Here is a 23567-nt window from a genome sequence, read left to right as displayed (position 1 = left end):
TCAGCTATCTGAGGGCTAAAGCCCAACAACATACCTCAGCTATCTGAGGGCTAAAGCCCAACAACATACCTCAGCTATCTGAGGGCTAAAGCCTAACAATATACCTCAGCTATCTGAGGGCTAAAGCCCAACAACATACCTCTAGCAATAAGTCTTATTTAGATTAACAAAATTACGGCTGCTGTTGCTAGCAATAACAGGATTCCGGCCGCACCTGCGAGGGGTTTTGCTGCTATTCCTGTAATCCATTCCGGTACTTTGTTGGTTTGATTAATTAGTCCTTCTGTATCTACGGTAGTTATACCCCAAATCCATCCGGCGTGGAGTCCGATCGCCAATCCTAAGCTACCATTGTCGGTGATGCGGGCTAAAATTAAAACCAGACCCATCAGCCACAATCCAGGTAGTTGCGGTATAGTTTCTTTTGCTGCCCAAATTAGGTGGGCGATCGCAAAAATCAAACTGGCGATCGCACCTGCGGTTAGTATTGAGTAATCTTGCTGGAGTAGATTTTGCAAACAGCCGCGAAAGATTAACTCTTCTGTCGCGCTAATCCACAGGGCTAATAACAGAGTCACGAGAGTTGAAGGCTTCAGAATTGAAGCCGGAAAATGAATGATTGTTTCGCCTGTTTCGGTTTGAACTTTGGTGTTTTGTAGTTCCAGCCAACCAGCGGTTAATTGCACGCCGAACAAAATGGTTAAGCTGACTACTGCTAATGTTAATCCCAGCAGCGAGGATATGAAAGTTGCGGGTTGCCAATCCCAACCCCAGTCAGCCAAAGATGCGCCTTCGATCCAAGTTGTCGCCCACAAAATTAAGGGGACAATTAAGTAGAGGGAAGCTAGTAAAGGCAGTTTTTTGTTGCCTAAGGGTTGGGGCGGATGCCATTTGAGGGCGATCGCCAGTATAATTGCTACGGGCAGCCACAAACAAGCCCAAGTTGAGAAAAAAACAATTACTTTGACAATTGCCGGTATTGATGGCGACACCAGTCGCAGGTTATTCAGGCTGTTCCACATTTAAGCGATTGTCTCACAAATAGAAGAGAGTGCAGCGATTTATGGGTAATAGGACTTACGCTGTTAAACCAGGTTTCTGCCGAATATGTTTGGTTTGGCGATCGGATATTGACTAATAAAATCATGTTAGCTAGAACCACACAATAAAATAGGTTTGTAGTGAGGACTTTAGTCCGCATCCATTACGCTTGACTAAAGTCCTCACTACAAACTTTTTTTAAGTCATTTACCGGAAATGCTATAATGTCAAACCCGGTTTTATCGGCATTATACCCGTGCGATCGTTGGAAGATGCACAATTAATCGAATTAGAGATTAATTGTTAATTTATCTTCACCTTAGTGGTCTTAAAGCATTATTCCTCGGCATTATCGGTTTCGTCTTCCTCGCTTGAGCTCGGATTCCGATCCTGACTGCGATCGCCATCTACCTGGATCAGGTGAATGTGCTTGTAACCCAACTTAATTTCAAACCGATCTCCGGGTGTTAATCCCATCGATTCAGTGTAAGCCGTACCGAGTACAATTTGACCGTTTTTGTGGACGCTGGCGCGATAAGCTGCTTCTCTACCCCGACCATCTTTTTTGCGTTCTGAACTTAAGGGAATCCCCTTGGCGGCGAGTACAGCATTGTAAAAACCGCTGAGATTAACGCGGGTGCGATCGTTTTTTGTTGTAGAGTAGTAGCCGCAGTGTTTTGCGGTTTCTCGTTTGGGCAAGTGAGCGAGTTCTTTGAGTTTTTGAAGCAGGGCTTTTCCTGTAAGTGGATCTGTGGCAGTTTCAATCATTATGTTGAGAAGCGATCGGGGAATACCTGCGATTTGCAAATAAGCTTTTGTGCCGATTTGTAGCATTATCAAAAATATATACTTAAATTTATGCGTTTTACTAAAAATATTTTTCAGCAAAACTCTAAAAAAATAAAACCTTTGATAATTAAGCCTTCCAGCTTGTGCTTTCTCGCGGCTTCCATCGGAGTTCTTCCTTCAAAGGCGATCGATCCGGCGCTGAATTTGTCTCAGGGACTGGTACATTTCGGGTAAGCGGTTGTACACAGCAGCGGCTTTGAGAAAGAGTTTGTGGGGAATTGCTGGAACCCCAGTCACGATCGCACCTGCGGGCACGTCGCTGTGAATTCCGGCTTTGGCTGTGGCGATCGCGCCATCTCCAATTTTAGCTTGATTGGCTATTCCTACTTGACCTGCCAAAATTACATTATTGCCAATTATTACTCCGCCCGCTAAGCCGACGTGGGCGGCAAAAGCGCAATTTTTCCCGATTTGACAGCCGTGACCTACGTGTACTAAATTGTCGATTTTGGTATTCTGGCCGATGCGGGTTTCTCCGACGGCGGGCCTGTCGATCGTGCTGTTGCAGCCCACCTCAACGCCCTCTTCCAATACCGTGCAGCCAGACTGCTCCATTTTCACCCATCCTGAGGCTGTCGGCACGAACCCAAAACCTTCGGAACCGATCGCCGCACCGCTGTGAATGACGCAATTTGCCCCGATCCGAGCACGTTCGTGAATCACACAGTTAGCGTGTAGAACTGTATTTTCGCCAATTACTGCATCTGGGTAAATTACGACATTTGGATGAATGCAAACGTTATTGCCGATTTTGACTTTTGCTTGAATCACGCTGTGGGGGCCGATACTGACATTTTCACCGATTTCAGCTTCGGGGTGAACTGTAGCGGAGGGATGTATTTCGGATGCTGGGCGAAATGGTTGGTAAAAAAGGCCGATGGTTTGAGCAAATAGCAATCGCGGATCTGCTGCGGAAATCCAAGCAATGTTGCGATCGCTGCATTGAGCTTGCAAGCCTTCATCTAAGGGTAAAATTAAGGCTGAAGCGTTTGTAGTGGCTGCATGAGCGGCAAATTTAGCTCCTTCTATGTAACTGATCGTACCCGATGTGGCTTCATCGACTGGGGCGGTGCCTGTAATTTCTCGATCGTCCGCGCTGGAGGCATTTAGGCTGTGACTGTTGGCTAAATTCAGTTTTTCTACTAAGTCGCTAAACTGCATAAATAAAAATTTGCTGTTAACACCGATTCCTCAAGCTCAAAATCATATCATGTTCGATTGTTTGTAGTCAGGACTTTAGTCCTCAGTTTTTATTCTTTAAAATTATGAGGACTGAAGTCCTCACGAAGAACCTGGAAAGGACTGAAGTCCTCACGAAGAACCTGGAAACGAAGAACCTGGAAAGGACTGAAGTCCTCACGAAGAACCTGTTCGATCGCCCACCCATGAGTTTAGCAGCGCCCATGCAAAAGGGAGCCGATGTTTTCTGCTCCCACTCACTCTCAAAAAGCTGTAAACTATTCAGTTATTTTTGGCAACTATTGTACAGAAGAGGCTTCTACATCTACGGTGCGGGGTGTCCCTTCTGAATAGGTGTCGGTTGGTTCTGAGGCTGAGGCTGTCTGTGTTTGGCGGGATTTAAAATAGTCGATCGCCATTTGGGACACTTCGGAAATCAGCAATACTGCGATCGCCACATCGTCAATTTGTCCGACTACGGGGAGGAAATCCGGCGCAATGTCGATCGGGCTTACCAGATATGCCAGTGTTCCCAGAATAATCCACCAGCGGTACTTGGGGTTGCGGAGCGTCTCGCGGTACCAGGTATAAATCGATTGTATAGAAAAGCTCATGGGGTTGTCCTCTCGTTATATTTTCAATCTTGACAAATTCTCCCTCGAAATGCTTGTGGAGATATCCCCCCTAGGGTTGGGAAGAGAATTCTACTCAGGGACATTTGGAATTGGGTACGGGCGATGTGCTTCACGTGTCCGAAGGCCAAGCCGGGACACTTCCAAGCGTCGGTATAGTTGGGATCGAGTTGCAGCACTTGCAAGGGAAAGCGCGATCGCCTGCTCAAAATCCCGATCGTGCAGCTACTTGACTCCTTGCTCGAATGGCGCCTCGATCTCTTCCATAATTTGCCAATTCTCCCTCTCTAAAATATAGACAACTAAAGATTTTGCCTAAATTTTGTACTTTTATGCGATCGTGACTTGCACACAATTTATCAGTTCAATTTATTGGCCTCCCTCAATCTTAAATTAGTCTGATTTCCTCCTCATATTTTCAATAATCAAAATGTTCGTGCAAGAACCTTTTTTTAGTATAAAATAACACCTATTATTTTTGTTTTGGGATGTGGGCGATCGGTTGATTGCTAATATTTCGATCGTCGAAACTCAAAATATCTTGTCTTAGGATCTACCATATTTGAACAAATAAAACGGTTCACTAAGGAACAGTTTTTTGGTATAAGTTGACACCTACTTTTTTTGAACTTCGCGATGCGGTCGATCGCCCGAATTACTGACATTTTTCGGGTTAAAACTCAGTCAAAATACACATTCATCCTGTAACTTCTTTCCCACAATCCTTGCATTCATTGGATTTCAGGCTGACATTAATCTCGGTATGGGTTTGAAAATCCGATTTTTACAGCTACTATTCTCACCGATCGCCCTACGGTCAGCCTAAGTACAAATAAATAAAATTAGTATCAGAAAATACCCGTAGTCCGAGTTTGGACAGGGCGTTAAGTTCGATCGAAAAAAGGGTAGTTTTCACCCGTCTTGAAACACCCATTTTTGGTCGCCGATCGCAATTTCGCAACCATTTGCCAACCAAAAAGGCTCATTAGCAGCCAGCCTCTGCCCTCCGACAAAAGTGCCGTTGGAACTGCCGCTATCGACAAGTTGATATCGCTGTTTGCCAACTTCGTCAGTGGCGCGGCGGATTTGGGCGTGGTAGCGCGAACTTTGCGGATCTTGCAAAACTAAACTGTTGGTAGGTTCGCGTCCAATTGTAAAAGGATTAGCCGTTAAACCGATCGCCTGTCCAGAAAACTTGTAGATTAAATAGGCAGTATTTTTGCGATCGCTGCTGGCGAGTACCGTCGGTGCAAGTGAAGGTGAATTTCTCGCGGGTGGGAGACTATTTTGAGCGAGTTGTTCTGTCAGTTGTTGCAAATCGCGATCGAATGATGCTGCTGTTTCAGAAGCTGGAAGACTCGCCGGAGAATGACCTGAAATTAAGTTTAACTGCTGGACGGGAGCTTGAGGTGCGATCGGGCGGCCAGCTTCAGCAATTCTCATTTGCAGGGCGGCCGAATTTTCTGCTTCCTGTCGCGCACTCATTCCCTCAACTTGGCGAATCACTCCGTTGGTTTCGGGGAAGCTGACATCGCCAATTCGCACGTCTTCTAAATTAAAACCTAGGGGATAAAAGTCTTGGACGCGATCGAGCAAATTTTGGCGCAGCAACAGCCGACCTTGGGTGATAAGCTGTTGTAAAGAAAATTGCCCGATCGCTAATCCCATACAATCTTTAACTGCACTTGCTAAAGCCGCGATCGGATCGGACAATTCCAAAGCTACCCGTTTCGGATCTATAACTTGATAAATAACCGTCAAAGTCGCATCAATTAAAAATCTATCCTTAGACAAAAAATCTCCGTGGGACTGCACGTCCAAGTTGCGAAGTTTGGTATCTACGAGGACAATTTGACACTGTTCCAGTAGGGGAAGGGCGAAGCTGAAATGGCGCCCGGATTTCAGGGTACGCACGGCGCGGCCGTTTTTGACCAACAAACCTGTGCAACCCGCCCCTATGAAGTCCATGCTAAACCCGGCCCAGCGTTCTGGAGTCACGGTTTGAATCAGGGGAGAGGCGTTGTTCATGGGATGCGTTGAGGGAGGAATGATTCTACTTTTAGGGTAACAAATTGCTGGCGGTCGATCGGGCGATCGGTGTGCCTGTTCGGCAACTTCTATACTGTACGCCTCCACGAGTCCCCATTCAGCACGAACAGCAAGGAGCCTCTCACCTACCCGAAGGGAGGTGATGAGAGGAATTGCGAGGCAAAAATGAGACACCCTTTGACCATATCAATCCGCAAAAATGACCGGGAGAAGGGTAGTTGAGTTTTTGCCAATTTCTGTGTTCGGCAGTTGGTCAACCCAGTCCTCCACTATTTGGGTTACTGTTTTATCTTTACTTACTGCATACGCCCTTAATTTATTCAATCGACGTTCGGACATCCGCACATTTAATCTTGTAGTTTTCATATTTTTGTCTACCCATTGTTATCACGTCTATGCTATCATATCTATAACAGGAGGTAAATAACAGGTGAAAACGGCATACCAATACAAGCTACGTCCAACAAAACAGCAAGCGCAAGAAATAGACCGATGGTTGTCTATGTGTTGCGCTCAATATAATTATTTGCTGGCAGATAGATTTAATTGGTATGAGCAAAATCGTTGTCCAATCAATGCCTGTCCACTTGTTTGTCATCTCCCGGAGCTGCGAGATTACCCCGAATATTTTGGGCAAAAAAGAACACTCCCTAAGTTGAAAGAGACGCATCCTCATTACAAAGATGTTTATTCCGATGTTTTGCAGGATGTTGTCAAGCGAGTGAAAACAACTTTTGACCGATTTGTAAAGGGGGATAGCAACGGAAAACGTAGCGGAAAACCAAGATTTAAAGCTCGTAGTAGATACAGAACTTTCTTATACCCAAGAATTAAACCTGATTGTATTGCCAATGGTAGAATTTCTTTGCCCAAATTAGGTCAAATTAAAGTTATTTTGCATCGACCGCTACCGGATGATTTTAAAATTAAAACCGCATCTATCACGAAAAAAGCTGACGGTTACTATGTAACTCTAAGCTTGGAAGATTCAACCGTTCCCGAAATCAAGCCTGATATAAATCCAAGGTCAATGACTGGGATTGATGTTGGTCTAAAGGAGTTTTTGACAACTTCTGAAGGTGAAACTGTTGCTATTCCCCAACACTACCGAAAATCACAGAAACGTTTAAAAGTTATTCAAAAACGTGTCTCTCGTCGTAAAAAAGGTAGTAATCGCAGACAAAAAGCAGTAAAACAACTAGGCAAACAACATAAAAAAGTTGCAGACAAACGCAAAGATTTTCATTTCAAAACGGCGAACAACTTATTGGAAAAATATGATGTTGTTGCAGTTGAAGATTTGAATGTTAAGGGACTTGCGCGTACCCGGTTAGCAAAGTCTGTACTTGATGCTGGATGGTCAAGCTTTCTGTCGATACTGATAAACAAAGCCGAGAAAGCTGGTTTATTGGTGATCCCGGTTCAAGCGTCTGGTACGAGTCAAGATTGTTCTAATTGTGGTGTGAAAGTTCCTAAAAAACTGTATCAACGCTGGCACGACTGCCCCCATTGTGGATGTAGTCTAGACCGTGACCATAATGCAGCGATAAATATAAAGAACAGAGCGGTGGGGCATCCCGTTCTTAAAGCCAAGAGTCTCCTAAGCGATAGCCGGATTGTCTTGGAAGCCTACACTGTACTCTAAGAGTCAGTGTAGGAGTATGTCACCACGTACTGGATCTAGTTTGCATCTAATATCAATTCCGGTTGCACCGTCAGGTGATGTTGACGGTTAACAGTTAACTGTTAACGGTTTAAACAATACCGATACAACCGGAAACTATATTAAATGGGTTCTATCAAAATAATTATTCTCACGTACTTACTTACTTGATTGCTAATTGCTAATTTATAATCACAGGGTATGAAAAAAATAAGTTGAAAATTCCCAAGCTTTGTCGATACTGGTTTCTCTGACTGGCATATTTAGCCTTTCATACCGTCAATCAGCAACGCCTCCCATCAATTACCCGCAATCAATAAGGTTCGATCGGGGTAATTGTCTTCGGACACCATCTCCAAGCAGCACATTACACACAAAGAAGCACAAATATGATGAATTATTTCAAGCCTTTGTTAATTTTTACAGCCTTTGCAGCGGTTCTGGGTTTGGGAAAAAGTGGGGCGCTAGCTGCGGTTTGGATTATCTCTGAAACTCAGTTAAGTTTGCCACTTCACAGGGTGCAAATAGCAGCAAAGAGCGATCGCAATTTTAAGACTTCAAAAGGTACATTAAAACCAGGTAGTGTCCTATCTGTCGATCCAGATGAAGTTAGGGGCCTACCAAAAGCTGAGGCGCGGCGACGTTTCATCCTGAATAAGATATATCGCCTTCAGGAAGGCACTGCCGCTGACGATTTATTCATCGTTGATGAGAAAGCAAATAAATGGGCAGTAGAGAATGTCTCTGACGCTACAATGGGCGCTACTACTCGCGGTGTCGCCGAGATAGTCTCCGGTAAAGGCAAAGTCTGGGCGCTGATCCAGAAGTTCTAAAAAAAACGCCGTTTTTTTAGGGCGGCGTTCTTTTTAATTAAGCATTAAAAATGGCATAATTTCCATTTTTGATTCTTAATTTTCTAACAGTCGTAGTACAAAGCAAACTCGTAAGGGTGAGGACGTAACCGCATCGGGTTGACTTCGTTGTCGAGTTTGTAAGAAATCCAGGTTTGGATGAAGTCTTCAGTAAAGACGCCTGTTTCTGTTAAGAAAGCGTGGTCTTTTTCTAAAGCTTCTAACGCCCCTTCCAAGGAACCGGGAGTAGAAGGAACTTTCGCTAATTCTTCCGGGGAAAGATCGTAGATATCCACATCCAAAGGTTCGCCCGGATCGATTTGATTTTTGATGCCGTCTAAGCCTGCACACAGCATCGCTGCAAAGGCTAAATAGGGGTTGGATGTGGCGTCGGGACAGCGGAATTCTAAGCGCTTGGCTTTCGGGTTGTTCCCGGAAAGGGGAATTCGCACTGATGCCGATCGATTTCCTTGAGAATAAGCTAAGTTTACAGGCGCTTCAAAGCCCGGAACTAACCGCTTGTAGGAGTTGGTCGTCGGGTTGGTGATTGCCAAAAGTGCCGGGGCGTGCTTGAGAATGCCGCCGATGTAATGCAGTCCCATTTGACTGAAACCTGCATATTGATCGCCTGCAAATAGCGGTTGGCCGTCTTTCCAAATCGACTGGTGAACGTGCATCCCGGAACCGTTGTCGTTAAACAGCGGTTTGGGCATGAAGGTGATGGTTTTGCCGTATTTTTTGCCGACGTTTTTGATGACGTATTTGTATGTCAGCAAGTAGTCTGCGGCTTGGACTAATGTGGCAAACCGGAAACCGAGTTCGCACTGCCCGCCGGTGGCGACTTCGTGGTGGTGCTTTTCGATTGGTACGCCGCATTTGGCCATTGTCAGCAGCATTTCCGTTCTCATGTCTTGAGAGGTATCGGTTGGTGCTACTGGGAAATAACCTTCTTTGTAACGCGGTTTGTAGCCGAGGTTGCCGCCTGCTTCTTCTTTGCCGGAATTCCAGCGACCTTCGACGGAATCTACGTAATAATACCCGGAATTTTGGGTTTGGTCGAAGCGAACGTCGTCAAAAATGAAGAATTCTGCTTCTGGGCCGAAGAATGCTGTATCGCCGAGACCGGTGGTCAGCAGGTAGTCTATGGCTTTTTGGGCGATCGTCCGGGGACAGCGGCTGTACGGTTCGCCGGTGCGGGGTTCTTTGATGCTGCAAATGAAGCTGATGGTGGGTTCTGCCATGAACGGGTCCATCCACGCGGTGGTAGGATCGATGACCATTGTCATGTCTGATTCGTTGATGGCTTTCCAGCCCCGAATGCTGGAACCGTCGAAGGGTACGCCGTCGGTGAAGGCGGTTTCGTCGATTTGGTCGTGGTACAGGGAAAGGTGTTGCCAGATCCCCGGCATATCGATGAATTTCAGATCGACGATCTGGATCTTATTTTCTTTTATGTAGTTGAGGGCTTCTTGGGGTGTCTGGAACATGACTTACTCCTGATATTGGTTTTGTTGCGGGCGATCCTGCAACGAGTGCTTCGCTAACGGCAGATTTCAGAATGTTTGCGCGATCGTATGCCTTGAGTACCCACAGTTTTGTAACAATAGATACAAAATATTAAAGTGGGTCTAGTGGGGCAGGACAATTTGTGATGATTGCCTTGTCTGTGTTTCGGCTGTTGATATCAGGCAAACGGCTGAACTTGGCGGTCATTTGCCGGGGAGGGACTACCCTGTGTGCAAATCCTATCTCAAATCTTAATCAAAGGCCGATTTGTAGTAGTCTACAATAGGCGGTCTATCTCAGATAGCAAAGTATTGATAAAGATTTTTGGGAGAGAAACTTATGCGCGATGCCGTGACGAGTCTGATTGAAAATTATGATGTTGCTGGTAGGTATTTAGACCGAGATGGTATCGATCGGTTGAAATCTTATTTTGCAACTGGCACAGCACGGGTACAAGCAGCAGCAGCGATTAACAGCAATGCTGCGGCTATTGTCAAGCAAGCTGGTATTCAGCTATTTGCAGAACAGCCCGAACTGATTCGTCCCGGTGGTAATGCCTACACAACTCGTCGCTACGCGGCTTGTCTGCGAGATATGGACTACTACTTGCGCTACGCTACTTACGCCTTGGTGGCTGGAAGTACCGATGTGCTCGACGAGCGCGTGCTCCAAGGTTTGCGAGAAACTTACAATTCTCTGAGCGTTCCCATCGGCCCGACGGTAATGGGGATTAGCATTATGAAGGAGATGGTTAAGGCTCAGGTTGAATCTGCCGGCTTGTCTGTCGGGCCTTTTCTAGAACAGCCTTTTGATTACATGATTCGCGAATTGAGCGAACAAGATATTTAAGTCAAGCAAGCTGGTTTTTTTAGCAGCAAATTGCTTTTGTGGCTTGCACGTAGCAGGCTCTCGATCGCTTTTTTGGCATCACAGCAGAAAAGCGATCTTTTTTACGGATTATACCATTTTCGATTGGGGCTTAAAGAATAGACAATGACTTACTGCCTAAGGGTTTGGAGTTGGCTCTTCATTTGTATTCTTGTTGGAAATTGGTATTAAAAATCGCCGACATATCCCCAGACGAGGCATTTGTCGAGGGAATTTTTCGTGTGGTGGCGGTTGATTTGGTCGGTGCTGATTGCTTCTACTTCGCCGTTGGGGTAAAGAATGTGGATTAGGTTGCCGCTGACGAAGGCCAGAGGATTTTCTTGACAAATGTTAGAATTTCTGATCGGAAAGTTCGTTTTTTTCATGTCCATCGCCCTGATTGTGTTTGTAGCGCATTCCCCTGTATTTACATAATCTTTGATTTGCGACATTTTTTATGTGATTCTACGAATGTCGATGTGTGATAAAACTACAGGCTCATAGCGATCTCAGTCACATCATGTGGGGTAGGAGCGATCGGCGATCGAGCTTCAAAATACTATACAAATGCTGATGTGAGGGCATCGCCCTCGGAAAACCCAAATAATTATAAAAAATCCGCAGTCGGGTTTTTGCGTAAGTGCTAATCTGATACAGTCCTTAACCCTATCCGTACAGATTAAACATCTTGGCTAAACAACGAATAGACACTTTATTGGTAGACCTGGATTTATGTACCTCCCGACAACAAGCTCAAGCCTTGATTCGGACTGGCCAAGTCTCGATCGACCAACAGGTAATTGACAAACCGGGCACTGAGGTTGACATTGCAGCCAATATTTTGATTAAACAGCGATCGCGCTACGTTTCCAGAGGCGGCGACAAATTAGCCAAAGCTTTAGAAATATTTGCAATTCCCGTCGCGGGCAGAATCTGTCTCGACGGCGGCATTTCCACAGGCGGTTTTACCGACTGCTTGCTGCAAGCCGGTGCGGCACTGGTATACGGGATCGATGTTGGCTACGGTCAAGCTGATTGGCGCTTACGCAACGATCCGAGGGTAATTTTGAAAGAACGCACCAATTTGCGCTACATGACTGCTGCGGAGCTTTACGGCGACTCACCGCGAGCAGATTTGGCGGTAGTAGATGTGTCGTTTATTTCGCTGGATAAGGTTTTACCGGCGCTGTGGGAATTGTTGGCACCACCGCGAGAAGCGGTATTGTTGGTAAAGCCGCAATTTGAGGTGGGGCGCGATCGCGTCGGGAAAAAAGGCGTAGTCAGAGACTCGGCAACTCAAGCCGATGCGATTTTTCAAGTGTGGAAGGCAGCTACAGCTTTAGGATGGCAGGAAAGAGGCTTAACGTGGTCGCCTTTACTTGGCCCGGCCGGTAATATCGAGTATCTTCTATGGTTGGGGATCGATCGCGAACAGGAACCAGACCAAAGTGCGATCCTCTTCGAGGGCTGCGCTAACGAAGAGGGTGTTGTGAAGGAACGGATCGCACAAGTCGCAAAAGCGGCCGCGCAGGAACTTGTCAAGTGATTTTAGATTTTAGATTTTAGATTGACTGCAAAATGTCAAACTAATCAATTTTAAGACTCAAATGTGGAGAGCCAGATTTATCTAAAATTTTAAATTGTTTTGTCAATCAGACTCCTAAACTTTCACAAGAGTGAATAATTCCATGCAGCCATTAAAACAAGTCGGTTCGATTTTCTTGTACGTCCTAGGTGGCATAGGTTATCTGGCGATTGCAGCTACTATTGTAGGCGTGTCAATTCTCATCAAGTTCGCAGCTCTGCTACTGGCAGATAAATTATTATATACAATTCTGATTATCGGTGATTTGTTGAGGGGCATCGAAATTATTGAACTGTTAAATATATTGGTATTTGCTTTTATCGGCATGGGATTTGGCATCGCGACAAAACTGCTACATCCTAAATACAGTCGCCAAATTAGTGCGGCTTTGTTGATACCTATAGTTCCCATAGTTTTCATGAGTACGCCAGCCATCAGATATAATTCTTGGCTGGACAAAGTAGCGGAATCGGATAAGTTAGCGCCGGCGGAAACTGCAACATTAACCAACTCATTTTTGAACCGAAAGGTAGGAGTGGAAGGTTTTCTCGGTTATTATGTATATACAGGTCAGTTTCCGGTGATTCCCACAAAACAATCTGAGATGAAAGACCTCGACAGCTTTGAAAAAAAGGTTAATTCGAGATTTGTGCAGTTAACTGGTGTTGCTCCGACGATTGTTTCTTGGTCAATGCGGGTTTGTTTTTGGCTGATTAGAATATTCTACTTTTGTATTGCGGTAATTGCGACGATTGTTCATTTTAGGGAAGGTGTGAGAATCGCGGGACGATAAGAATACAAGCTGTGGGGTGCTTATCTAATTTTCAGGTACGTAGTTGCGCTTCAGCGCTCTGGGAGCAGGTACGTAGTTGCGCTTCAGCGCTCTGGGAGCATCTCATTTGTTGTGCAAAAACCATTTTTTTTACAGTGCTGTCCACAAAGAGCGAGCTGTATAATACTTGCTCTTCGTGGACATCACTATAACAATAAAACTGAGATAATCCCAGCGCTCTTATATATAAGAAAGAGCGCTGAAGCGCAACTACGTACCTTTTTTAAGAGCGCTCAAGCGCAACTACGTACCTTTTTTAAGAGCGCTCAAGCGCAACTACCTACCTTTTTTAAGAGCGCTCAAGCGCAACTACGTACCTTTTTTAAGAGCGCTCAAGCGCAACTACGTACCTTTTTAAGAGCGCTCAAGCGCAACTACGTACCTTTGTTAAGAGCGCTCAAGCGCAACTACGTACCTTTTTTGTTCTGATGCACCCTACTCAACTGCGATGTTTATGACACAGCAATCAGTTGACCAATTCTGTAATTTCGGGGAAATCTTGATACGACTCGGGAAAAAATCCCTCGGCTTCAGTTCGCGTAATATGGCTGTGGTTTGTGTCATATTTTGAATTCTTGCTGCAAGCGATCGATAATTGTATTGCGCTCGATGGTAGCTAGAATCTCTTGAATGACAGTATCCTGTCCCAGGGGGCCCCAGGTGCAGCCTCTTTCTAAATAAACTTGGGCGGCGCGACCGACAGCGTAGGTTCCGTAGGCTGCTAAACTAGCTTGAGTGACAGCGACTCCGGCGAAAGTCGAAAAGCCGATTTGTGGGGCGACAGCGGCCGCACTTTTCCCAAATCCCAAGAGGAAACTGCTACCTAATTCTCCCAAAAGTACGCCTCCTGCGCTGGAGAAAATAGTTTGCCAAAGTTTGCCGGCTTCGTAACCAGTCATCGGTAAACAGTAAAGTCTGGATAAAGAGCGAATTAAGGCTAAATCTGCAACAGTTGCGCCCATGACATCCAGGAAAGCAACAGGATTTAAGCCGACAGCTAAAGCTTTGTATTTGGCAAATTGCCAGATTAAATCATCGGCTTCTGTTTGGCGCAATTTGAGAACTTGATGAGCAAGATTTGCTTCGGCATCTCTAGCTTCTACTAAAGCATTAAGTGCGAGGAGCGATCGCCCTTCTCTGTTAAGAATTGTCAAAATTGTGTGTTTGAGTTCGTCTATTTGGGGAGGCGGCGATTCCCATTCGTTGGTGATACTTCCATCTGACCATTCTACGCGCACTTGCATCGGTGCGGGTTCGGCGGCTACCATGACTATTTCTAAGGATTTGGCAATTTTAGCGGGTGGTTTTGCTGTAGATTTAGGAGCAGGGATGTTATTTTGGCGATCGTCCAAATCGTCCCAATCTTCCTTATCTGTTACCGCCTCGGCTGCTAGCTGTTCGGAATTTCCCAGCGCTTGCAAACTTTGGTAAATAGCTTTTCTGTCTAATTCTGGATACAGATCAATTTTATTAAAAACTAAAATTAGCGGCTTTTGAGCAGTTTGTAATTCGCACAAAGCTTGATATTCAGTGCGAGTGATATCGCCAGCTACCACAAACAGAATTAAGTCAGCTTGGCGAGTGACTTGTTTCGCCATCTCGCCGCGCACTTCCCCGCCAACTTCATCAAGTCCGGGAGTATCAATTAATTCTACTTGAACCCCCCCCTGCCCCCCCTTACCAAGGGGGGGTTGGGGGGGTTCTACGCCCTCCAGGAAGGTTAAAGGCACATTCCAACGTACAGAACGAGGCCACTGAGTCACGCCGTTGAGGGGGCCTGTTTGCAGGATTTTTTGACCCAACAGCGCGTTTAATACGGCTGATTTGCCGCGACTGACTAGCCCGAAAGTAGCAATCCTAATTACCTTGTTGTCAAGTTTTTCGGAGGTAGAAGTTAAAATATCTAACTGAGTTTGCAGGGCGGCTTCTAATTCTGTGTTGTTCGAGTTTTTTTTGCCTTGGCGCAGGTAGGAGTAGCGCGCGAGGGCTTGGCGCAAACTGGCGCGGGCGAGGGATAGGCGATTTTCTTGAAGGGAATTGTCAGCCATTGGCGATCGGCTTTTTTAAGCTATGTAATTGAGCGTAGAAATATAACATTCTCTTTCTTATTTTAATACAATTTTTGATAAATTTTAGGACTTACCCAACTGTCCCATGCAATCAAGGTACGTAGTTGCGCTTGAGCGCTCTTATTTATATATATGAAAGAGCGCTCAAGCGCAACTACGTACCTAAGAGGTCAGATCCCCTTTTTTAGGGGATCTAGGCCTAATCGTCAGACAGACTCGATTTCTCGCCGCCCCTGCTTCCAGGAGTATTTAATTGGCGGCCGAATTAACAACCTGGGCCCCAGATGTCTGAGGCGAGAGACGACTTGCAATTTGATTGACGAAAGATTGCAAGAAGGAAACTTGTTGATTTTGCTGAAATACTGCTTGCAAAGTTTTCGTCAACTGATTGAGACTGAAAATGCCTTTGGCTGCATTTTCCAGTTCTTGATTTTGGAAATATTCAATCAAACTTAGTCCAGCTATTCTGGTAAAATAGGCTGCACTAATTCCCTGCACCGCGCCTCCGGCTGCATAGGTAACGGCATTGCTTTTGAGCAGTCCAGTAATAGTTTGGGTAGACACTTCTACCAATCCCAGTTTGAACATTTGGGTTGCCAAAGTTGCCGCTACTGTCTTAGCTTGGTCTAAGGAAAACTCTTGCTTGTAGATAGCGCCGAGGTCGATTACCAGTTGGGTGCTGATGGCGGTTGTGGCTAGCAAGTCTAAGGCGGCAACTGGGTTGGCAAAAACGGCGGCGGCGGCGATATACTGATATTGTTCGATGATGGGCATTGCCCGATCGCGCCTCACGACATTCAAGCAAGTTTTTGCTTCTAATTTAACCGTTGCAGCTTCCCGCACAGCACTCGCCCAGACCAACTGTTGCCCTTCTTGAGTGACGATTTGAGTCAATCTTGCTGTCAGCGGTTCGAGTTGAGAGACTTGAGTTTCAATCCGTTCTTGAACAGTGCCGTCTGCTTGGTGCTGCCGCACTTTAATCGAATTAGGGGAAGCTGCGATCGCAATTATATCTTCTGTCCCCAATATTCCTTGCATTCTTTGGTGCAACTGCTGCAAAATTTGCGACTGCTGCGCTGGCAAATATTGGTCTAGTTTGTTCAAAACTAGCAGCACGCGCTGACCTGCGGACGCTAGTTGAGATAATGTTTGAAACTCGGAATCCGTGATGTCGCCCGCCGTGACAAACAGCACTAAATCACCGCCGATTTTGGCATCGGAATTTGTGGTATTGGCAAATAGCGGTGCTGTTTCTGAGAAAATCTGCTGTTGTGAGTCTTGGGATGCCCAATTAGAATTTAAAACTTGAATTAAGGCAGTTTTACCGACAGCTTTGCCGCCAGTTACGGTAATCCGCAAATCTTGTCTGTCTAATTCGGCTTTGAGTCGATCGAGCTTTGCTGTTAGATGAGCCGGATTTACCGAGTTTTGAGCTTCTGAGGCGAGCAATTTAATTGCTGCTTCGGCCTGCGCGATCGCTTTTTCGGCTGCTTCCCGCTTGGCCAGGGGCTGCGGGAGTTCGAGTTCGAGTGTGGGAGATTGTTGTTTCCACCACCAATACCCCGCACCGGCAGCCGTCAAGCCGATGAGTGCCGTTTCTCCCATTTCTGAACCCGAATGCTGTAGAGTTTCCAACAGCCAAAGCGCTGCTGAAAGTCCTATTCCGCCTATCAAAATTGGTCGCCGCAAGTTAAGTGTCATTTTTCCCTTCCTGTGGGTATTATCGCCAAGCTTAACCTTACCGGGCTTGGTCTCCCTCCCTATATTCCATCGTACCTCTGCGACATCCAAACTGGCGATCGGGCGATCGGGCGGATTATACCATAAACCTTTTGCGGAAGTTCAAAAAGTTTGTAGTAAGGACTTCAGTCCTTGCTGTTGAGTTAAGCCAGCAAAAAGTGAAGTTATTACTACAAACTGTTGATATTTGACACTCTCCGGGAGTCAACGCCACGGAGATTCTTAAAACCACAACTTTAGTCTTAAAGGCGCTGTCAAATCGCCTCTACACACTCAAAACAACTACATCTTGCGAGTATTGCAATCGTGCTTACTTTTCCTTTGCTTTCGTCCTGCCATCACAATGCCAGATAGGTACGCTCTGTGTTCACCATTACTTGTTTACCCAGGCTACGGACGTATCGAGACGAGATAACACGGGGGTTGTTCCCTAATCAAACACTTCTTCGCATAGATGGTTATTCTTACTCAAACTTATTATAGCAATTTTCATGTTCCGTAGGGAAGAAAAGCCGTCCTATAAGGACGGGGCTTCAAACCCATTCTTTTTGGTGAAAAAGTCTAGGTAATTATCTAATCTCCCAGACAAATTCCCAAACCGCGGGCCGTTTTAACCAGAGTACCATCGAAGTCTACAGGTCTGTATTTGGCGATCGCATCTTCCAGCGGAACACTCACAACTTCTCGTTGTTGCCAAGATACCATGCGGTCAAATTTCTTTTCGGCAACTAAATCAACTGCTGCGACACCAAAAGCCGAAGCAATTAATCTTTCTAGCGGAGAAGGCGTTCCTCCGCGTTGAATGTGTCCCAAAACTGTGACGCGAGTTTCTGCACCGCTACAATCAGAAATTGTATCAGCTAAATACTGACCTATGCCACCTAATCGACTTTGGCCTAAGCGATTTGTGTGCATTACTAACTCGCCTGCTTCTGTCCGCACAGCCTCCGCTACTATAATTAAACAGTAGTTTTTTCCGCGTTGTTGGCGTTCTTGAACTTTGGCGCAGATTTCGGAAATTTTGTAAGGAATTTCGGGAATCAGAATTATATCAGCACCGCCAGCAATTCCGGCACTAATCGCAATATGTCCGGCATCGCGTCCCATGACTTCAACAATCATCACGCGGCTGTGACTGGCCGCTGTAAAATGTAAGCGATCGAGTGCTTCTGTGGCAATATTGACAGCAGTATCAAAACCGATCGAACGCTCGGTAATACCGACATCATTATCAATAGTTTTAGGAATAGCAACTAAATTCAAATTACCTGCGTTGGCAATCTTTCGGAGAATGGCAAGACTGCCATCGCCACCAATCCCAATTAAGGCATCCAAACCTAGTTGATGATAGCCTTCAATAATATCATCAGAGCGATCGCGCAAAGTTCCATCAGGCATCGGGAAAGCAAAAGGATTGCCCTCATTGGTAGTGCCTAGCATTGTACCCCCAATAGTCAGCCAGGAATCTACTTTCTCAATATTCAAGGGTGTTGCTTCAGGAGGGCGACTCATCAATCCTTTGGTGGCTTGACGAATGCCCATCACTTGCCAATTGTATGTTCCCGTCGCGCGGTAAACAACGGCTCTAATCACGGCGTTTAAGCCTGCACAGTCACCCCCGCTGGTGAGAATGCCGATACGTTTTTGTTCTCCCATAATTAAGCCAAACTTTTGTTCCTCAGAACATGGTTGATATTTTCAGATTCCGATTCGTTCAATCCTGATTTTTGACGTAAGTAGTTACAAACAAACTTTACTCTGTAACAGAATGTAAAGCTATGATAACCTTTGTGATTGCTTCGTTTCACTTTGTTTCACTGGCAATGACATACTTATGTATTTTCAAGCTTCACCTAATTGAGCAGCTCATCTCTGATGCACCCTACAAGCTTGATAGCTAACTTTCGTAGCGTCCCAAATCACCGTCTCAAATACAACATAAATTTTACTTGGGATTGAGGCGTTTAGAAACTTGGTTAACGATACCGCTGAGAATTGCACCGCCCATCAAAATACCGAGGGCAGGATTAAATACGGGCTGCCACAGACTGTACCATAAATCGAAACCGAGATTTACGCCAGTCGATCGCCCTGCAACGGCGATCGCAAACCACCCAAAAATAGCCAAGACGAAAAACACATCAGCGACTAAAATCAAGTTGAGGAAGTTAAGAATTTTATCTTTCATGGTCGATGGTTCCTTTTTGAGTGTATATGTGTCAACTTTTGGCAAGAGGTTGGCAAGGGAGCCGATGGATAGCTGCAACAGGCGATCGAATCAAGATAAAATAAAATATCATTCAATTGTTTTCGCATACTTGTGGTCAAAATATGGTTCGTTATACACTTCCTCAAAGCCCCGAAATTATTTTAACTGTCAAAGGGAAAGATTCAGCGAAAGCCCGCGAAGAAGCGATGGATAAGCTGATGCTGCTGATGGATGAAGGGAAGCTACCTACAGAGCTCGCAGAAGGATTTGGGCCCAAGCAGTTTGTTGAAGTTATCGAAGATGCTGCTGTGTCTGACGGCGAGGACGCAATTACTGAAGCAGTGCAGATTTTGAGCAATTTGGCAAGTCTCAAATTGAAGGTGATGGAATCCCGGGAAGAAGCCCTAAAAATCCGGGAGGCGATCGATATTTTGTTTACAGATGAGCCTGTGAGTGCGGAGGAAATTGGTCGTCTGAAAGACGGTTTTAAGGTTCTCAAAAACTTCGCTCAAGCTAATGTCCGCTATCGAGAAGCTAGGGGCAAAGCTGAGGAAGCTCGGGCAATTCTGGACGAAGCTTTGCAATCTGTAGAATCGGAAAAAAAGGCACAGAAATCAGCGAAATAGTAGCTAACTGTAGGCAGGGTAAGCGCACGTTAAATAGTAGCTCAGGATACAGATTAATAAGCCAGATACTGAGGTTAAAGGTGCAATGCTAAAGGTTTGTTAGATTTCCTCGCTTCGAGGCTGACACAAGGTGACACTCTCTGGGTATTCCCACCTCTTGGTTCCCGTTATGTCTCAAGGATTTGCGCCCGCTGCCCGCTGTTGAGCTGCCCACACAGGAGTGCGGTTCCCTTAGAAATATCAGCCTTAAGCCAAGGATTAGTAGACTGTTTTAAATCCGTCGAAGATCGAGCGAGTCGAACGGGGACAATGGCATCCTTTATCCGATATTCTGATCGTTGCGATTCTCTCCACCATTGCAGGCGGACAAAGCTCTTAAGCCATGGTGGAACTCTATGGCAGTAGCAAACAAGCTTGGCTCTCCACCTTCTTAGCACTCCCCAATGGCATCCCCAGCCCAGATAGCTTTCGGCGGGTGATTGAACGTCTCCACCCCAAACAGATGGAAGCCGCCTTCGATAACTGGGGGCGTTGCTGATTTACGGTATGAAAGGCTAAATAGGTCTGTCATAGAAACCAGTATCCACAAAGGTTTTGGATTTTAAACTTATTTTTTTCATACCATGATTAAGCAACGCCCAATATTTTAATAGAAATAGCAAAGAAAGAACACTCTTGACTGAAGTCCCCCGAGCCGCTTCCCTAGGAAGGACTAAAGTCACGCTTGTTTCCCGCATCCGGTATTGATTTTTATGAGCGATGACTATATGGTGAAGGTATTAGTCGCAGCGCTCCCTGAACTCTCTCAAAGTAGCAGTCCTACAACCTAGATGGCAAGTGCGTTAAATGGTATTAATTTGTGGGGTAGGCTTGCTGTGCCTACCCCTGTATGTATGTTGCTATTAGGCTAGGCGCGAACGCTCCTTTCTTTTTTGCTACCTTCAAAGTCTCGAGCCGACCCAACTTCGTAGCCTCCTGTCCGCAAGCGGCGGTCTAAATCGCTGGCTTCGGGAGAAGTTTTTGTGGCTTCTTCGATTGTCACTCTACCTTCAAGTACGAGTTTGTAAAGATCCTGGTTGATAATCTTCATGCCTTCGTAGGTGTCATTTTGCATCAACCGGAAAGCTTCATCATCATCACCTTTCATCAAGTAATCGTGCATGGCTGGCGTGTTCACCAAAATATCGTGAACTGCGACGCGGCGGTTGTCAACTGTTGGCAGCAAAAGTTGGGCAATTACTGCTACTAAAGAATCGCAAATTTGAATCCGCATCGCCTGCTGTTCCTCAGGTGGGTAGAGGTTTAACAAGCGGTTAAGAGCGTTGATGGCGCTGCGAGTGTGGAGGGTTCCCAATACTAAGTGACCAGTTTGAGCTGCTTGCAAGGCTGTATTGATGGTAACGCGATCGCGCATTTCCCCGATCAGGATGACATCGGGGTCTTCCCGCAAAACTGCCCGCAAAGCCTGCTGGAACTCGTGGGTGTGCAAGCCGACTTCCCGCTGGCTGACCAAGCATTTTTTAGAAGGGTGAATGAATTCGATCGGGTCTTCAATTGTAACTACGTGCTTCTGTTCCGTCTGATTGAGGTGGTCGATCATCGCAGCGACTGTTGTCGATTTCCCGGAACCGGTAGGCCCGGTAATCAAAATTAATCCTTGCGATCGCAAAATGACCTTTTTGAGAACTTCTGGCAACCTCAAGGAGTCGATAGTGGGTATTTCTAAACTGATCAACCGCAATACTAGGGCGCCACCACTGAGGGAATCAAAACAGTTTAGCCGACACCGCACGAAGCCCGGGTAAAAAATTGCTGCATCTAATTCCTTGGTAGCTGCAAACTGTTTTCGCTGTTCGGGGGTGAGAATTTCGGCTAAGTAATGTTCAAAAATTTCTGGCGTGACTTTGGGGTGGCTGGTTGCTACTTGCATGACGCCCCGAATCCGAAATCGAGGTACTTGACCGACTCGAATGTGAATGTCGGAAGCCGAGGCGGTATGGGCATCTCTGACCATTTGTTCGATCGTACTTACGGGAGTCTCAACAGCCCGCTGCTGTTGCTGCTGATGCTGCTGTTGCGCCAGGGGGTGTGCAGCAGGCGCCGGTGGTGGTGGCGCGGGAGTTGCAGCCAAGGGCGGCGGTGGCGGGGGTGTGCGGCGGGCTTGAGGGTCGGGTTTAACGGGTGTAGGATTGTTTAATGGGTTCATTTTTTAGTCTCCAGTGAGTCGATTTTAGATTTTAGATTTTAGATTTTAGATTGACTCGCAGCGCCGTGAATCTGGGAGTTTCAACTATGGTCTAAAATTTGGGGATTGACCGTGCGCGATCGAGTGTCGGGATCTTGTATCCGTTATTGGGCGGGGTCAAAGTATCATTGAAAAAATTCCCGATTTCTAATCTAATCGCTCGCTTGCTAATTCGGTGCCAAATGCTGAGAATATTTTACAATTAGGCTTGATGGGCGATCGAGCAATTAACAGTTTTAACTCCTATGAACATCCGTCACAAAATTGCCGACTGGCTCGAAAATCGCGCTGTTACTCCTGCCTACGCGGGTTGGCTGCTCTCGGGGATGACGGTGTTCTTTTTTGGGTCTGCTACTAATACAATGTCTGGGTGGCTGTACGCGCTCAGCGGTGGCAGTTTGGCGCTGCTGGTAGTAGCTGCGGTTTTGCCTGCAAAATCGCTGCGTTCCTTGGAAGTCCGCCGCCACCCGATCGAACCTGTGAGTGCGGGCGATAAAATCACCGTGGAACTAGAAATCGAAAATAGCGCCCGCCAACCTAAAACCTTGTTGCAAGTGGTAGACATCTTACCGTTTGTATTGGGAAAAGAGCTTGTCCGCCCGATCGAGATCGTAGAGCCTAAAAGTATATACAGGGATACATACTACGTGGAAGTCCGGCAGCGGGGCGTCTATCGCTGGCAAGAGGTGCACTTGAGGACGGCGGCGCCTTTAGGGTTGTTTTGGTGCCGTCGCAGCCGCCCGGTAAAAGCGGTGGCGGTGGTTTACCCGCAGGTTTTGCCGTTGAGCACTTGCCCTTTGATCGATCGCATCGGTCAAGAAGACAGTCCGCAATTGTACGATCGCCTGCGATCGCAAACCGCTACCGAAGGCCTCACCCGCAACCTGAGACCTTACCGTCACGGAGACCCCACCCGCCTGATTCACTGGCGCACCAGCGCCCGCTACGGAGAACTGCGGGTGAGAGAGTTAGAAGTTGCAGCAGGCGGCCAAGAAATTATTATTGCTCTCGACAGCGCTGCATTGTGGCAACCAGAGGAATTTGAACGAGCGGTGACAGTAGCAGCGTCTCTTTACTTCTATGCTAGCAAGCGCCTGTTAAACGTCAAACTTTGGACGGCCGGAACCGGACTTGTCTCGGGGAACCGGGTAGTTTTGGAAACCTTGGCGGCGGTTAATGCTGCCGAAGATGCGATCGATAGTCGATCGCAACTATCGATCATTTGGCTAACTCAAAACTCTGCAAGTTTAAGCACTCTTACCCAAGGTAGTCGTTGGGTACTCTGGCCGAGTTCCACTGCGGAAACAGGCGAAAAACTGTTAGTGAAACATGATTTACCTGGTTTAGAAATTCGCTCGGATAGACCTTTAGAACTTCAGTTACAAGATGCTTTAGAAAGAGCAATTAGTTATTAAGATTGAGTGGATAAGTTTTCCGCTATCATATCAAATCCGGTGACAGCAGAATTCTGCCAGTGCGAGCGTCCCCGCTCGCGACAGGAGATAATATCGTTTCCGGTATCATCTCAAATCCAGTAACAGCAGAATTCTGCCAGTGCGAGCGTCCCCGCTCGCGACAGGAGATAATATCGTTTCCGGTCAAATCCAGTAACAGCAGAATTCTG

General features: G+C 46.3%; 21 protein-coding genes. 8 read left to right on the top strand and 13 right to left on the bottom strand.

Going from position 1 to position 23567, the window contains the following annotated elements; all coding sequences use genetic code 11:
• Positions 1–158: 158 nt before the first annotated feature.
• From JGK36_RS16950 to JGK36_RS16930, 5 genes are all read right to left on the bottom strand, one after another.
• Positions 159–1022 carry a CPBP family intramembrane glutamic endopeptidase gene (locus JGK36_RS16950; protein ID WP_293185230.1) on the bottom strand — a complete coding sequence of 288 codons (864 nt, stop codon included), beginning with the start codon at positions 1020–1022 and terminating at the stop codon, positions 159–161.
• A 355-nt stretch (positions 1023–1377) separates the two neighbouring features.
• On the bottom strand, positions 1378–1809 hold the full coding sequence (locus tag JGK36_RS16945) for an AbrB family transcriptional regulator (protein ID WP_293185253.1): 432 nt from the start codon (positions 1807–1809) through the stop codon (positions 1378–1380).
• A gap of 198 nt (positions 1810–2007) precedes the next feature.
• Positions 2008–3051 (bottom strand): UDP-3-O-(3-hydroxymyristoyl)glucosamine N-acyltransferase, encoded by a 1044-nt coding sequence (lpxD, locus tag JGK36_RS16940; RefSeq protein ID WP_293197632.1) that lies wholly within the window; start codon positions 3049–3051, stop codon positions 2008–2010.
• Positions 3052–3368: 317 nt separating this feature from the next.
• Positions 3369–3683 (bottom strand): YkvA family protein, encoded by a 315-nt coding sequence (locus tag JGK36_RS16935; RefSeq protein ID WP_293185232.1) that lies wholly within the window; start codon positions 3681–3683, stop codon positions 3369–3371.
• Positions 3684–4613: 930 nt separating this feature from the next.
• Positions 4614–5924, bottom strand: coding sequence for an SPFH domain-containing protein (locus tag JGK36_RS16930; RefSeq protein WP_293201007.1), 1311 nt, complete (start codon positions 5922–5924; stop codon positions 4614–4616).
• A gap of 256 nt (positions 5925–6180) precedes the next feature.
• On the opposite strand from JGK36_RS16930, the gene JGK36_RS16925 reads away from it, so the two are divergent.
• Positions 6181–7395 (top strand): transposase, encoded by a 1215-nt coding sequence (locus JGK36_RS16925; protein WP_293185234.1) that lies wholly within the window; start codon positions 6181–6183, stop codon positions 7393–7395.
• Between the two features lie 407 nt (positions 7396–7802).
• A complete protein-coding gene (locus JGK36_RS16920) occupies positions 7803–8246 on the top strand; it encodes a hypothetical protein (RefSeq protein WP_293185236.1) in 444 nt (147 codons plus the stop codon).
• Between the two features lie 83 nt (positions 8247–8329).
• Here the strand turns inward: JGK36_RS16920 and glnA are convergent, their stop codons facing one another.
• On the bottom strand, positions 8330–9751 hold the full coding sequence (glnA, locus tag JGK36_RS16915) for a type I glutamate--ammonia ligase (RefSeq protein ID WP_293185237.1): 1422 nt from the start codon (positions 9749–9751) through the stop codon (positions 8330–8332).
• Between the two features lie 358 nt (positions 9752–10109).
• Between glnA and apcB the strand changes: the two genes are divergently transcribed.
• Positions 10110–10619 carry an allophycocyanin subunit beta gene (gene apcB / locus JGK36_RS16910; protein WP_293143500.1) on the top strand — a complete coding sequence of 170 codons (510 nt, stop codon included), beginning with the start codon at positions 10110–10112 and terminating at the stop codon, positions 10617–10619.
• A 206-nt stretch (positions 10620–10825) separates the two neighbouring features.
• On the opposite strand, the gene JGK36_RS16905 is transcribed toward apcB, so the two are convergent.
• Complete coding sequence (locus tag JGK36_RS16905; protein WP_293197628.1) at positions 10826–11023, bottom strand: hypothetical protein; 198 nt, start codon at positions 11021–11023, stop codon at positions 10826–10828.
• 302 nt (positions 11024–11325) lie between these two features.
• Between JGK36_RS16905 and JGK36_RS16900 the strand changes: the two genes are divergently transcribed.
• Together JGK36_RS16900 and JGK36_RS16895 are read left to right on the top strand one after the other, a co-directional pair.
• The gene (locus tag JGK36_RS16900; RefSeq protein ID WP_293185241.1) at positions 11326–12183 is read left to right on the top strand and encodes a TlyA family RNA methyltransferase; all 858 of its coding nucleotides are present in this window, start codon (positions 11326–11328) and stop codon (positions 12181–12183) included.
• A gap of 142 nt (positions 12184–12325) precedes the next feature.
• Positions 12326–13015 (top strand): hypothetical protein, encoded by a 690-nt coding sequence (locus JGK36_RS16895; protein ID WP_293185242.1) that lies wholly within the window; start codon positions 12326–12328, stop codon positions 13013–13015.
• Between the two features lie 599 nt (positions 13016–13614).
• Here JGK36_RS16895 and JGK36_RS16890 read toward each other — a convergent pair.
• From JGK36_RS16890 to JGK36_RS16875, 4 genes are all read right to left on the bottom strand, one after another.
• Positions 13615–15102, bottom strand: coding sequence for a DUF697 domain-containing protein (locus tag JGK36_RS16890; RefSeq protein WP_293197626.1), 1488 nt, complete (start codon positions 15100–15102; stop codon positions 13615–13617).
• 270 nt (positions 15103–15372) lie between these two features.
• Complete coding sequence (locus JGK36_RS16885; RefSeq protein ID WP_293197624.1) at positions 15373–16824, bottom strand: YcjF family protein; 1452 nt, start codon at positions 16822–16824, stop codon at positions 15373–15375.
• Positions 16825–17436: 612 nt separating this feature from the next.
• A complete protein-coding gene (locus tag JGK36_RS16880) occupies positions 17437–18519 on the bottom strand; it encodes an ATP-dependent 6-phosphofructokinase (protein ID WP_293185247.1) in 1083 nt (360 codons plus the stop codon).
• Positions 18520–18808: 289 nt separating this feature from the next.
• Positions 18809–19051 carry a hypothetical protein gene (locus tag JGK36_RS16875; protein WP_293185248.1) on the bottom strand — a complete coding sequence of 81 codons (243 nt, stop codon included), beginning with the start codon at positions 19049–19051 and terminating at the stop codon, positions 18809–18811.
• Between the two features lie 143 nt (positions 19052–19194).
• Here JGK36_RS16875 and JGK36_RS16870 point away from each other — a divergent pair, with 143 nt between their 5' ends.
• Together JGK36_RS16870 and JGK36_RS16865 are read left to right on the top strand one after the other, a co-directional pair.
• Positions 19195–19698, top strand: coding sequence for a hypothetical protein (locus JGK36_RS16870; protein ID WP_293143532.1), 504 nt, complete (start codon positions 19195–19197; stop codon positions 19696–19698).
• Positions 19699–20080: 382 nt separating this feature from the next.
• Entirely contained in the window at positions 20081–20236 is a 156-nt protein-coding gene (locus JGK36_RS16865; protein ID WP_293143535.1) for a transposase family protein, read from the top strand.
• Between the two features lie 369 nt (positions 20237–20605).
• Here the strand turns inward: JGK36_RS16865 and JGK36_RS16860 are convergent, their stop codons facing one another.
• On the bottom strand, positions 20606–21904 hold the full coding sequence (locus JGK36_RS16860; protein WP_293193665.1) for a type IV pilus twitching motility protein PilT: 1299 nt from the start codon (positions 21902–21904) through the stop codon (positions 20606–20608).
• A 284-nt stretch (positions 21905–22188) separates the two neighbouring features.
• Between JGK36_RS16860 and JGK36_RS16855 the strand changes: the two genes are divergently transcribed.
• Positions 22189–23358 carry a DUF58 domain-containing protein gene (locus JGK36_RS16855; protein WP_293185252.1) on the top strand — a complete coding sequence of 390 codons (1170 nt, stop codon included), beginning with the start codon at positions 22189–22191 and terminating at the stop codon, positions 23356–23358.
• A gap of 25 nt (positions 23359–23383) precedes the next feature.
• Here the strand turns inward: JGK36_RS16855 and JGK36_RS16850 are convergent.
• Positions 23384–23567: hypothetical protein (locus tag JGK36_RS16850; protein WP_293193663.1), on the bottom strand; the 184-nt coding region annotated here is incomplete at its 5' end.

It is taken from the genome of Microcoleus sp. PH2017_35_SFW_U_B (assembly GCF_020737865.1).
GTDB lineage: Bacteria > Cyanobacteriota > Cyanobacteriia > Cyanobacteriales > Microcoleaceae > Microcoleus.
This window is presented reverse-complemented; position numbering and strand designations above follow the sequence as displayed.

Bases quoted from the DNA above. Each gene is read 5' to 3' on its own strand.
- JGK36_RS16950 (WP_293185230.1), bottom strand. From the start codon at position 1,022: ATGTGGAACAGCCTGAATAACCTGCGACTGGTGTCGCCATCAATACCG.
- JGK36_RS16945 (WP_293185253.1), bottom strand. From the start codon at position 1,809: ATGATTGAAACTGCCACAGATCCACTTACAGGAAAAGCCCTGCTTCAA.
- lpxD (WP_293197632.1), bottom strand. From the start codon at position 3,051: ATGCAGTTTAGCGACTTAGTAGAAAAACTGAATTTAGCCAACAGTCAC.
- JGK36_RS16935 (WP_293185232.1), bottom strand. From the start codon at position 3,683: ATGAGCTTTTCTATACAATCGATTTATACCTGGTACCGCGAGACGCTC.
- JGK36_RS16920 (WP_293185236.1), top strand. From the start codon at position 7,803: ATGATGAATTATTTCAAGCCTTTGTTAATTTTTACAGCCTTTGCAGCG.
- glnA (WP_293185237.1), bottom strand. From the start codon at position 9,751: ATGTTCCAGACACCCCAAGAAGCCCTCAACTACATAAAAGAAAATAAG.
- apcB (WP_293143500.1), top strand. From the start codon at position 10,110: ATGCGCGATGCCGTGACGAGTCTGATTGAAAATTATGATGTTGCTGGT.
- JGK36_RS16905 (WP_293197628.1), bottom strand. From the start codon at position 11,023: ATGAAAAAAACGAACTTTCCGATCAGAAATTCTAACATTTGTCAAGAA.
- JGK36_RS16895 (WP_293185242.1), top strand. From the start codon at position 12,326: ATGCAGCCATTAAAACAAGTCGGTTCGATTTTCTTGTACGTCCTAGGT.
- JGK36_RS16890 (WP_293197626.1), bottom strand. From the start codon at position 15,102: ATGGCTGACAATTCCCTTCAAGAAAATCGCCTATCCCTCGCCCGCGCC.
- JGK36_RS16885 (WP_293197624.1), bottom strand. From the start codon at position 16,824: ATGACACTTAACTTGCGGCGACCAATTTTGATAGGCGGAATAGGACTT.
- JGK36_RS16880 (WP_293185247.1), bottom strand. From the start codon at position 18,519: ATGGGAGAACAAAAACGTATCGGCATTCTCACCAGCGGGGGTGACTGT.
- JGK36_RS16875 (WP_293185248.1), bottom strand. From the start codon at position 19,051: ATGAAAGATAAAATTCTTAACTTCCTCAACTTGATTTTAGTCGCTGAT.
- JGK36_RS16870 (WP_293143532.1), top strand. From the start codon at position 19,195: ATGGTTCGTTATACACTTCCTCAAAGCCCCGAAATTATTTTAACTGTC.
- JGK36_RS16865 (WP_293143535.1), top strand. From the start codon at position 20,081: ATGGTGGAACTCTATGGCAGTAGCAAACAAGCTTGGCTCTCCACCTTC.
- JGK36_RS16860 (WP_293193665.1), bottom strand. From the start codon at position 21,904: ATGAACCCATTAAACAATCCTACACCCGTTAAACCCGACCCTCAAGCC.
- JGK36_RS16855 (WP_293185252.1), top strand. From the start codon at position 22,189: ATGAACATCCGTCACAAAATTGCCGACTGGCTCGAAAATCGCGCTGTT.